The sequence below is a fragment of the Caballeronia arationis genome (genome assembly GCF_001544975.2).
Lineage (GTDB): Bacteria > Pseudomonadota > Gammaproteobacteria > Burkholderiales > Burkholderiaceae > Caballeronia > Caballeronia arationis.
Window position 1 is genome coordinate 254192 of record NZ_FCOG02000001.1, and the last position, 11198, is coordinate 265389.

An 11198-nucleotide genomic window follows, 5' to 3' on the forward strand; every position below is an offset into this window, starting at 1 on the left:
GATGATGAGCGTGCCGTATCGCGTAGCGAGCACCGAGCCGGGCGTGCCCGCGGGGCATCCGTACCTGCACGTGAGCGCCGCGCGCATCGGCGAATGGCCGCGGCGCGTCTCGAAACGGGCGGGCGAACGGCGGCGCGTGGGTATCGTGTGGGCGGGCAGCCCGACCTTCGCCAACGACCGCTTCCGTTCTATGCCGCTCGCCGCGCTCGATACGCTCGCCGGCGTGCCGGACGTCGCGTGGTTCTCGCTACAGAAGGGCGCGGCGCGCGTGCAACTCGAAGGCTCGGCGCTCAAGCCTCACGACCTGACGGACCACGTCGAAGATTTCGCCGATACCGCCGCGCTCGTCGAACAGCTGGATCTCGTGATCACGGTGGATACGTCGGTCGCGCATCTCGCGGGTGCGTTCGGCAAGCCGGTCTGGGTGCTGCTGCCGGCGAACCACGACTGGCGCTGGATGCTCGATCGCGACGACAGCCCCTGGTACCCGACGATGCGTCTTTTCAGGCAGACGACGCTCGGCGACTGGGCGCCGGTTGTCGAGTCGGTCCGCGGTGCACTTACTCCTTCACTTCCAGCGCCCGCACGCCCGAATCCCGCGTGACGAGTCTCAGGCCGCTCGCGACGCTCGCCGCCCCGGCGAACGCCGCGCCGAGCGAGAGCGCGAGTCCCGGCCCGTGCTTTCCCGCGATCCCGAAACACAGCGCGACGAGCGCCGCGCCGGTCGCCTGGCCAAGCAGGCGCGCCGTCGCCACGACGCCGGAGGCGCCGCTCGCGCGTTCGCGCGGCGCGCTCGCCATGAACGCCTTCAGGTTCGGCGACTGAAAAAAACCGAAGCCCGCCCCGCAGATCGCCATCCGGATGCCGATTTCGAACGCGTGCGGATCGGCGGGCAGCATCGCGAGCGAAATCATTCCGCCACACATGATCGCGAGGCCGATCCCGCCGAGCAGTCCCGGCGGATAACGGTCCGAGAGCCGGCCGGCAATCGGCGCCATCAGCGCGACAAGCACCGACCACGGCGTCATCAGAAAACCCGTCTCCACCTGCGTGCGTCCGAGCATGGTCTCGAAGTAGAACGGCAGCGACACGAACGCCAGCCCTTGTGCCGCGAACGAGCAGACGGCGGTCATCGTCGAAAGCGCGAACATCGGGCGCCTGAAGAGATCGACGGGGAGCATGGGCGCTGGATGACCGCGCTCGCGTCGCAGCAGCAATCCGCCCGCGATCAGCGTCGTCGCGAGCGCGGTCAGCACGACCTCGAGCGACGCGCGCTGCGCCGCTTCGCCGAGCGCGAAAATCAGCGCCGCAAAGGTGACGACGTTCAGCGCCGCCGCGACGCGGTCGAACCCGTGCGTGACGCGTGGCGTCTGCGGCAGCGCCGGCCATGCGATGCAAAGCGCGAGCACGCCGACCGGCAGATTCACCGCGAAGAGCCACGGCCAGGTTCCGAGCGAGAGCACGATCGAGGCGACCGTCGGCCCGACCGCGAACGCCATCCCGACGACGAGCGCGTTCAGCCCGACGCCGCGTCCTAGCCGGTGCGGAGGAAAGATCGCGCTGATGAGTGCCGTGTTGACGCTCATGATCGCGCTCGCGCCGAGCCCCTGCAGCAGCCGCGCGGCGACGAGCGTCGGCAGCGACCACGAGAGCGCGCAGACAGCGGAGGCCACCGTGAACACGATCAGCCCGCCGAGATAGAGTCGCCGTTGTCCGACGATGCCGCCGAGCGCCGCGAACGGCAGCAGCGTCGCGACCATCGCGAGCTGGTAGGCGTTGATGATCCAGACGGAGGCGGCGGGTGTCGCGTGCAGGTCGTGGCCGATGGCGGGCAGCGCCGTGTTGGCGATGGCGGTGTCGAGCGTGGCGAGCGCCACGCCGAGGCAAAGCGCCGCCATGCCGCGGCGTTCGAGCGGGGTCATCGGTGCGTCGGGGTCGCGCGGCGGATTCTTGAAAGTATTCTCGGTCGACACGGTCTTGAGCGGATCGGATTGGACGGACAAAGCGGGATTAAGCGGACATTGAGTCCGACACGATACGGGAACCCGCGGATTTGCGCAGACAGGCGCCGCGCAGGCTTTCAAACAGGTGTCATCACGGGCTGGCCGGAGAAATGGAGCGTCGCGTTTTCGACGAAGAGCGCCGCCGATGCCGCCAGCGCTTCCGGCGAGCGGCCGCCCACGTGCGGCGTCAGCACGACGCGCGCCGAGCCCGTCAGCAGCGCGGGCGGCGCCGGCTCGCCTTCGTACACGTCGAGACCCGCGCCCGCGATCGCGCCGTGCGCGAGCGCATCGGCGAGAGCCGCCGTATCGACGACGCTCCCGCGCGACACGTTCACCAGATAGCCCTTCGGCCCAAGCGCTTCGAGCACGTCGGCGTCGATCAGATGATGCGTCGCCGCGCCGCCCGGCGTCGTCACGACGAGGTAATCAGCCCAGCCCGCGAGCGCCATCAGCGAATCGAAGTACGCGTAGGGTACGTCCGGCCGCGGGCGCCGGTTGTGATAGCCGATTTCCAGTTCGAAGCCCGACGCCCGCCGCGCCACTTTCTGCCCGATGGTGCCGAGCCCCACGACGCCGAGCCGCTTGCCCGAGAAATTCGGCTGCATTGGCAACTGTTCGCGCCAGAGGCCCTCGCGGCACGCGCGATCAAGCGCGGGGATCGCGCGCACGGCGGCCAGCAGCAACGCGAAGGCGTGATCCGCGACGCAGTTGTCGTTGGTCCCCGCGCCGTTCACGACGACGATGCCGCGCGCCTTCGCCGCGTCGCGGGCAATGTTCTCGTAGCCCGCGCCGAGCGCGCCGATCAGTTCCAGATTCGGCAGGCGCTCGATGTCGCTCGCGGCGATGCCGGTCGTGCCGTTGGTCAGCACCGCGCGAATCCGCTCGCCGTGCCCGGCGATCGCCTGCTCGCGCGAGTCCGGATCGGGAGCATCGACGACGTCGAACGTGGCGGAAATGGGAGCGCGATTTTCGACCGCGAGCGGGATCAGGACGAGAAGAGTAGGCAGCATAAGGCTCGGCGAGTGGTGGACGTTAACCAGACAGTGAAAAATCGACGAAGAAACATTCGAATCCGGTAGGCCGGCCCTTCAGAATGTGCAGCCTTCGGACGTTAAACGAAGACGCGACCGGCGTTTTGGCCGTCAATACGCGAGTTGTTCGGGGAGGACCTCAAGATGCTGGTCGGGAGTTACAACAGTCTACTGGTGCTGTTTTCTTTTTTGGTCGCCGTGCTCGCGTCCTACACTGCGCTCGACCTGGTCGGCCGCATCAGCAGCGCGCGGCGCGTCGCGGCGCGCTGGTGGCTCGGCGGTGGCGCGGTCGCGCTGGGGGTCGGCGTCTGGTCGATGCACTTCATCGGCATGCTCGCGTTCGACCTGCCGATCTCACTCGGTTACGACATCGGCCTGACGCTCTTGTCGCTCCTGATCGCGATTGCCTTTTCGACGTTCGCGCTCTGGCTCGGCAGCCGGTCCGAGCTGCCGCTGCGCCGCCTTCTGGCGGGCGCGCTTCTGCTCGGCGGCGGCATCGCGGCGATGCACTACACCGGCATGGGCGCCATGAGGATGGAGCCGGGCATCGTCTACAAGCCGATGATCGTCTGCGTGTCGGTCGTGATCGCAGTCGTCGCGGGCGGCGCGGCGCTGTGGATCGCGTTCCAGTTGCGCAGCCACAGCGCGCGCGTGCGCAGCTACCGCATGGGCGCCGCGCTCGTGATGGGCGTCGCGATCGTCGCAATGCACTACACCGGCATGGCCGCCGCGCAGTTTCCGCTCGGTTCGGTCTGTGGCGCGTCGAGCGGCGGGTTCTCCAGCGATTCGCTCGCGCTCCCGATCATCGTCATCACGATTGCGGTGCTGGCCGTCGCGCTGATCACTTCGGTGCTCGACATGCGGCTGGAAATCCGCACCGCTGCGTTGTCGACGTCGCTTGCGGAAGCCAACCAGGAGCTTTCATACCTCGTGCTGCACGACAACCTGACGAAGCTGCCGAATCGGCTGTTGCTGGAAGACCGTCTGAAACAGGCGATCGATCATGCGAACGCCGAGAAAGGGCGCTTCGCCGTGATGTTCCTGGACCTCGACGGCTTCAAGGCGATCAACGACACGTTCGGTCACCACGTCGGCGACATGCTGCTCGCGCAGGCAGCCGACCGCCTCCGCGCGAGCGTGCGCGCACAGGACACGAGCGCGCGCGTGGGCGGCGATGAATTCGTGCTCGTCGCTTCCGTGCGCGAGCCGGGCGATGCCGCGACGATCGCCGACAAGCTCGTCGCCGCGATCGGCGAGCCGTTTCAGGTGTCGGGGCATGATTTGCGGGTGTCGGTGAGCATCGGGATCGCGATCTATCCGGGCAACGGCGCCGACGAGCACGAACTGCTGAAGAACGCCGATGTTGCGATGTATCACGCGAAGTCGCTCGGCCGTAGCCAGGCGTGCTTTTTCGAAGGCTCGATGAACGCGAACAGCGAGGATCATCTGAATCTGCTGCAGGACCTGCGGCTCGCACAGAAGCGCGAGCAACTGGTGCTTTACTATCAGCCGAAATTCCAGGCGCCGAGCGGGCCGGTGACGGGCGTCGAGGCTCTGTTGCGCTGGAACCATCCGACGCGCGGCATGCTTTCGCCGGATCGCTTCATTCCGCTCGCGGAGCGGACCGGGCTGATCGTGCAGATCGGCGAATGGGTGATCGACGAGGCCTGCCGGCAGGTGGCGATCTGGCGTCGCACGGGGCAAGAGGCGCTGACGGTCGCGGTCAATATTTCGGCGCTGCAGTTCAATAACAGCCGGCTGGTGCCGGCCGTGGAGGCGGCACTCGCGCGGCATCGGATCGATGGGACGGCGCTTACGCTGGAGATCACCGAATCGACCGCGATGCACGATGTCGATGCGAGCCTGCATATCCTGCATCGGCTGCGGGCGCTCGGCGTGCGTATTTCCATCGACGATTTCGGGACGGGGTATTCGAGTTTGCTTTATCTGAAGCGGCTGCCGGCGAGCGAGTTGAAGATCGATCGCGGGTTCGTGAGCGAGCTGGCGCAGGATGGGGAGGATGCGGCGATCGTGTCGGCGATCATCGCGCTCGGGCAGACGATGAACCTGAATATCGTCGCGGAAGGGGTGGAGACCGGGGCGCAGCGGGATTTGCTGACGAAGCTGGGGTGCGATTCGTTGCAGGGATATTTGCTGGGAAGACCGGCGCCGGCGGGGGAGATGGTTTGGGGGGCGGCGTAGTCGCTGCGTTTCCCCGAAGCGGTGGGTGGCGCGATGCGATCACGTCAGGGTGGATCGGGACGCCGTCTCTGTCCGGCGAACATGGCATTCGCTGAGCGACAAAGGCTTCGAAATGCAAAAAGCCCGATCGAAAGACCGGGCTTTTTGTTCGGGAATCTTGGTGGGGCGTGAGTGACTCGAACACTCGACCTACGGATTAAGAGTCCGAGTGTCTGTATGTTTCATCAACATTTCTCTTTGTTGATTGAAGGTCATGTAACTCGGCAGACGTGCGCCAATAAAGGGTATAAGCCAGATACCTACGGATTTTTTTGTTGATCTTGATTAACGGTTTGTCGCATAATCGGGTTACATGGAGGTTACATGGAAGCCTGCAATCTAATCCGAGGGGGCGACAATGGCAAAGGTTAGTTTCACGGCGTCGCGGGTCGCGGGTTATGCCTGCCCGGCAGGCAAATCCCAGGCGTTCCTGTGGGACAGCGATGCGCCCGGCCTGGGGTTGCGTGCGACGGCGAGCGGTACGAAGTCGTACATTTTTCAAGGGAAGATTCACGGCGGCACAGTGCGCGTGACCATTGGCGACCCGCTAAGCTGGCCAATCAAAAAGGCCCGAGAGGAAGCGCGCGGCCTGCAAAGACTTATTGATAGCGGCAAAGACCCACGCGAAGAGGCTGCCAAAGTACGCGCCGCCCATGAGGCTCGCAAGGCTGAAGCGCATAGGCAGGATGCGACCTTCGCCGATGCATGGGCGATGTATATCGCGGCGCGCAAGCCACGCTGGAGCGAGCGCCACTTTCAGGACCATGTGCAACACGCCGACGAGGGTGGCAAGCCGAGGAAGCGCGGCGAGGGTCTCACCGTGGCCGGGCCGCTCGCCTCCCTTCGAACGCTCAAACTGTCCGCGATGACCGGTGAATGCATCGCCGCATGGCTGGAATCACAGTCCGTCGAGCGACCGACCATGACGGCACTTTCGTATCGCCTGCTGCGTGGCTTCATCCGATGGGCCGACGACACGCCCATTTATCGAGGCGTCATCCCGGCTGATGCCTACAAAGCACGCAGCGTGAAGGAAGCTGTGCCAAGGGTGAATGCGAAAGAGGGCGACGTGCTTCAGCGTGAGCAGTTGCCCGCGTGGTTCGACGCCGTCCGGAAGATCCGGAACCCGGTCATTTCGGTCTACCTTCAGGCACTGATGCTGACCGGCGCACGGCGCGAGGAAATGGCTGCGCTCAAATGGGAAGACGTGGATTTTCAATGGCGCAGCCTGGCAATTGCCGACAAGGTCGAGGCCGGAGGCCGCGTCATCCCGCTCACGCCCTATCTGCATTCCATGTTGCTCGACCTTAAACGCATGAATGACACGCCACCGAACCTCCGCGAGCCAGGGAGCCTTGAGCGCCACGGCGAGGCATGGAAGCCTTCGCCGTGGGTCTTCGCCAGTAAAACGTCCGCGGATGGCAAGCTCGCCGAGCCTCGCATAGCGCACACTCGGGCCCTTGAAGCCGCTGGTTTGCCCCACGTCAGCCTTCACGGACTGCGCCGCAGTTTCGGAACGCTGAGTGAATGGGTGGAATGCCCGGTCGGTATCGTGGCGCAAATCCAAGGCCACAAGCCGAGCGCGATTGCCGAGAAGCACTATCGCCGTCGCCCGCTCGACCTGTTACGCATGTGGCACAGCAGGATTGAGTCGTGGATTCTGGAGCAGGCTGGAGTGGAATTTCTCGAGACCGATGCCGAAATCCGCCTGCGAGCCGTGAAGTAACCGCGATCGAGTCTCAGCGCCGGCGTCGCGGGGCCGCACCGTCGCCTGACGCCGGCGCAGGAAAAAGTTCGGGCAAGACGATCTACCTGTGCTGCCAGCAGGTTGTGCGTGGATGTTCGCAAGCCCATTGCTCGTTCTTAAGTATCCAGCGTACACATCGCGATGATGACCGACGCCCGCGATGCCCAATTAGGGGGGGCACAAGCGGTAAGGCCCGACATTCAACGGTACGTGGAGTACCAGGTCAATGCGCAACACCTGATCCCATCGGCAACTGCAGGTGGCACTGACGCACTTTGCGTCCAGCTGGCTGTGCCGAGAGCGCCGTCGAGGACCTCGCGGCATCCATGGACGCCCTGGAAGAGAGAGCGGCGACTGTACCGCAGCCCCGCGGAAGGTCATCGGCAGGCTGTAAAAAAGCTCTGGGAAAGCCGGCGGCCTGATTGACAGAAACCCAAGCAAGGCCGACGCAACGTCGATGCAGTGCGTGCTTTCGATTTCGGTCGCGACCTTGTCGGGCGGGTCGAAGTGTGGGCGGTCCGCGGGCATATCCACAAACGTACCCGATTCCATGCCTAAATCTTTCCCGAACTGCCCGGTAAATCTCGTCAGGCGTCGACTGATCTTGACGACGAGTACACGATCACGGTGACACGCCGCGACGGTTGCGCTTGCACTGAAGACGAGGCAAGGGCAATCACGGGTATGTGCTGCGTCCTGGGGCCCCGCAAGTGCCGCAAGGCGAAAGTGCCTGGGCAGCAGCAACTGGAAGCGCATGGTCAAATGCGGCTTCTGGACCGACACTATGATTCCATCCCGACGGGCCCGGAGTTGTGTTCGCCCCTTTCACACTTCGGCGCAAGTCGTCTTTCGGCACAGTCTTTACGGGAGTCCGGAAAATGGCCATAACAATACGCTAAAGCTCGCGCGCGCCGTTGAGGGAACGCGGCGTGCCGCGTGAGAACAAAGAGGCTTTCTCGTCAATATTCAGTCAGCTGTCGCGGTCGCGCACGAAAGCCATGGCATCCGTCAACGCTGGCCGGTTCATTTTGGGTGGGCCGATTTCCCCCATGCACGTTGTTGCCAGGTGTGATGTTTTCAGGCTCACGCTTCCCGCTCCATTTTATGAAGTCGATACGTTCGTACGCGTGTCGGTTGCTCGTCATCGTCTTCCGTTCATTGGTGTTGATCCAGACGTGTCGCGATAGAATTTAAGAGCCTTACGGTGACTCGTCACGAGATGCGTCAGCACCCTATTTGACGAAATATTGCAGGCCGCCGGACGCTTAGTCCGGCCTCTACGAAAGCATCACAAGGGAGAAACGATGCACGACGTCGAAGGCTTGCGAGCCTTATTGCTTCGGAAGAAAATTACCGTCTTCGAAGCAGCGCGGCTCATTTCCGGGGATTCTGGCTGCACGCAGGATTTCGTCGCCTTGATCGTGGAGGCCATAGAGGGCAGCGAATTGCCGGCGCAGATCGTTCGTTGGTCCATCGTGGACTACGAAAACGGGGACTATGATGGCGCGGTTAACGACATGCAGACTACCCTGTTGCGCAAAGACCTAGACGAATGGTGCCAAGGGTTGGGCATACGCCTCCAAGATATGCCGGCTACTCCTATCGCCGTAGCACCGAAACCGCCGAGCGCCGGCGGCGGTGAGGCGCTGAATAGCGAAGCCATCGCGTCAGCGGCCGATCCCAGTTGGCCGGAAGATGATTCGGATTGGCGTGTCCAGGCGCGACGAATCGCTGACGAATTCTTTGACCGAGATACTGCGAACGATGTCCGCGACAGCCTCAAGGGGTATTCGCACCGCGTTATGCAGGAAATGCAGAAACGCCGGATTCACGGGCCGCGCGGGCGGATTAGCAGCGCCGGGACCGTGCAACGCGAAGCATTGCAAGGCACGCACTGGTGGGCGAAAAAGGAGAAGACATAACGCATGGGAATCGCGGGAATCGCGGGAAACTGATTTCCTGCGCGTTTTCCCCGCGTTGATAAATAAGTTCCGCGGCCAGCATCCGTAAGGGTTTGCTGGCTTTTTTGTTGCTGCTTGGCGGGAAAAATCCCCGCTGGCGAAATTCATTGTGAACTAACGAGCCCGCGTAGGCGGGAAAGGAAACCACGATGAAAGCAAAACACTCTGCTATGAACTGCGACGCGCTTCCTAAGGTTCTTCCCACGGGGGACGCCGCCGCTGCAATCAACCGCAAGCCCCAAACGCTTCGCAAGTGGGCGTGTCTGGAAAACGGGCCGATCCGTCCTATCCGCATCAATGGCCGCCTCGCTTGGCGCGTCGCCGATCTGCAAGCACTGCTCAGCGGAGGTGCAGTATGAAAGATCGGTATTGCGTGTTTGGAGAGTGCCACGACCGGCTTTGGGACGACGAGCAAATTGTCGCCCTTTCGGCGTTGACGCTCTATTTCAATAACGACTTGGGCGACCTGCTGCGTGCCCTCGAATCCGACGCGAAATTCGACGAAAGCGCGTTCATTTTTCGTTGGCTGCATCGCGCGATCACGTTGCCCGGCGAGCCCGGTTTGTGCGTGATTATCTCGCTCGCGCGCGATGTGGCGTCCTCCGCATACTGGCGCCTTTGTCCGCACGCCGCCAGACTGTTCGGCCCGCGCCTCCGCCCCGTGTTCATGGAGCATTTGGCGCTACCGCGTGTGCCCGGTAAGGGCGCCACGTTCGGCTTTTGCGAGTCGCTTAGCACGCCGGGGCAGGAACTGGCCCCCGACTTCTACTTGGCCCGCGCTGCGGATTAGAAAGAAATCCCCGGACTGTCCGTAGCAGACCCCGGGGCGATCCTATACATAACAAAATTATGTCAGTAAACCAAATCCCGCAAGTCCATCCCGTGGTGGTCGAACGTCCGGTGCTGGTGTCGCTCGGCCAGGGCGACCGTGGCGCAATCAACAAGACGGAAACGCTCGACTTCGCCGGCTTGACTCGGCTCACCTCAACGCCGAAGCAGAATCCCATGCTGCACAGCGCCTTCATGTCACTGGGTTCGCCGGCAAGGAACAATGCAAAGGCGCACGATCCGTTCGCCGCGTTCGCCTCGTTCAATGGAAACAAGCGCGACGGCGCTTCCTTCGAATATAGCTCGGCACTCGCGCTCGACTTCGACCACGACACTGCACGCCTGTTTGCCGCGCTCGAGCGGGGTGACGTGCTCGCGCCCTTCGCCTATGTGTGGCACACGACGCGGTCACATACGCCGGATAAACCGCGTATCCGCGTGATTGTTCCGTCCGGGCGTGATATTTTGCGTGCCGAACACCGTCCGTTGGTTCAAGCCATCGCACCGTTTTTTCTTGCGCAACTCGACCGTGGCTCGTTGGAAGCCGACCGGATTATGTACCGGCCTGTGCAAAACCAGGGCGCCAAGTTTAAGTGTGGCGAGCATCCCGGTGGTGGGTACCTGAACCCGGACTACTACCTGTCGAACGCTGCGCCCGGAGAAGAGACACACGGAAAACAAACGCTAGGGCTCCCGACGCTTGCGGTCGTGGACGATGAGTTCGGCGCGCTGGCCCACGCCGTACCACCGCTTCCCGGCATCACGCTCGAAGTCGCGCGCTCCATCCTGGCAAAGATGGACCCCGACATGCCGGAACCTGAGTGGCTGAACGTGCTGCGCGGCATGCACCATCAGGGCACGGGCCTTGGGGAGCCCGACGCATGGCTCCAGGCCGCCATCGAATGGAGCGCGACCGGCGAGAAGTATGAAGACGGCGTGGTCGAAAAAAAGTGGAACCGTCTCAGGACTTCGCCCGGTGTGAAGCCAGTCACGTTCGGCACCGTCGTCAAGATGGAAGACGAGGCGAGCAGCGCGCGGAAACGTGAGCGAGTCGACTACTGGCAGGAGCAGATCAAGGCGGCCAACGACGAGGCGCGGTTGCATGACACGCTGCCGACGCTGATCCGGTGCGATGCAAATCTGGACCCGCTTGCGCGCAAAAAGCTGGTGCGTACGCTCCAGGCACGGCTGAAGGAAGTAACGGGCATGCACTTTCAAATCGGCGAGGTGCGCGATCTTCTCACGCCGGTCGTGGTGCAGGGCGCCGATCCCGCACCCGCCTGGGTGCGCGAGCATGTGTACGTTACCGATGTCACGGATCGGCGTAATCGAGCCGGGGATGGTCGGCCTAATGAGGCCACGCAGAGTAGCCCCGAAACGCAATTTC

At 63.4% G+C, this 11198-nt stretch carries 9 protein-coding genes; 7 read left to right on the forward strand and 2 right to left on the reverse strand.

Annotated features, from left to right (window positions below; translation table 11 throughout):
- Position 1: 1 nt before the first annotated feature.
- Positions 2-604: a glycosyltransferase family protein gene (locus tag AWB81_RS46735; RefSeq protein ID WP_235025683.1), complete on the forward strand. Its 603-nt coding sequence runs from the start codon at positions 2-4 to the stop codon at positions 602-604.
- Here the strand turns inward: AWB81_RS46735 and AWB81_RS01190 are convergent.
- On the reverse strand, positions 561-1922 hold the full coding sequence (locus AWB81_RS01190) for an MFS transporter (protein WP_062632086.1): 1362 nt from the start codon (positions 1920-1922) through the stop codon (positions 561-563). The two genes, AWB81_RS46735 and AWB81_RS01190, sit on opposite strands and share 44 nt — an antisense overlap.
- A 158-nt stretch (positions 1923-2080) precedes the next feature.
- Positions 2081-3013, reverse strand: a complete 933-nt coding sequence (locus tag AWB81_RS01195; RefSeq protein ID WP_062632064.1) for a 2-hydroxyacid dehydrogenase — start codon at positions 3011-3013, stop codon at positions 2081-2083.
- Between the two features lie 165 nt (positions 3014-3178).
- Here AWB81_RS01195 and AWB81_RS01200 point away from each other — a divergent pair, with 165 nt between their 5' ends.
- The 6 genes from AWB81_RS01200 to AWB81_RS01230 all read left to right on the forward strand — a co-directional run.
- Positions 3179-5236, forward strand: coding sequence for a putative bifunctional diguanylate cyclase/phosphodiesterase (locus AWB81_RS01200; RefSeq protein ID WP_062632087.1), 2058 nt, complete (start codon positions 3179-3181; stop codon positions 5234-5236).
- Positions 5237-5633: 397 nt separating this feature from the next.
- A complete protein-coding gene (locus tag AWB81_RS01205; protein WP_062632065.1) occupies positions 5634-7001 on the forward strand; it encodes a tyrosine-type recombinase/integrase in 1368 nt (455 codons plus the stop codon).
- Positions 7002-8326: 1325 nt separating this feature from the next.
- A complete protein-coding gene (locus tag AWB81_RS01215; protein WP_062632067.1) occupies positions 8327-8944 on the forward strand; it encodes a hypothetical protein in 618 nt (205 codons plus the stop codon).
- Between the two features lie 188 nt (positions 8945-9132).
- A complete protein-coding gene (locus tag AWB81_RS01220) occupies positions 9133-9342 on the forward strand; it encodes a hypothetical protein (RefSeq protein ID WP_062632068.1) in 210 nt (69 codons plus the stop codon).
- Between the two features lie 74 nt (positions 9343-9416).
- Positions 9417-9773, forward strand: a complete 357-nt coding sequence (locus AWB81_RS01225; protein ID WP_144444078.1) for a hypothetical protein — start codon at positions 9417-9419, stop codon at positions 9771-9773.
- 92 nt (positions 9774-9865) lie between these two features.
- Positions 9866-11198: PriCT-2 domain-containing protein (locus tag AWB81_RS01230; RefSeq protein ID WP_200822467.1), on the forward strand; the 1333-nt coding region annotated here is incomplete at its 3' end.

What these genes read in the sequence shown, in the direction of transcription:
- AWB81_RS01190 (WP_062632086.1), bottom strand. Translation starts at nt 1,922, where the DNA reads ATGACCCCGCTCGAACGCCGCGGCATGGCGGCGCTTTGCCTCGGCGTG.
- AWB81_RS01215 (WP_062632067.1), top strand. Translation starts at nt 8,327, where the DNA reads ATGCACGACGTCGAAGGCTTGCGAGCCTTATTGCTTCGGAAGAAAATT.
- AWB81_RS01195 (WP_062632064.1), bottom strand. Translation starts at nt 3,013, where the DNA reads ATGCTGCCTACTCTTCTCGTCCTGATCCCGCTCGCGGTCGAAAATCGC.
- AWB81_RS01200 (WP_062632087.1), top strand. Translation starts at nt 3,179, where the DNA reads ATGCTGGTCGGGAGTTACAACAGTCTACTGGTGCTGTTTTCTTTTTTG.
- AWB81_RS46735 (WP_235025683.1), top strand. Translation starts at nt 2, where the DNA reads ATGATGAGCGTGCCGTATCGCGTAGCGAGCACCGAGCCGGGCGTGCCC.
- AWB81_RS01205 (WP_062632065.1), top strand. Translation starts at nt 5,634, where the DNA reads ATGGCAAAGGTTAGTTTCACGGCGTCGCGGGTCGCGGGTTATGCCTGC.
- AWB81_RS01220 (WP_062632068.1), top strand. Translation starts at nt 9,133, where the DNA reads ATGAAAGCAAAACACTCTGCTATGAACTGCGACGCGCTTCCTAAGGTT.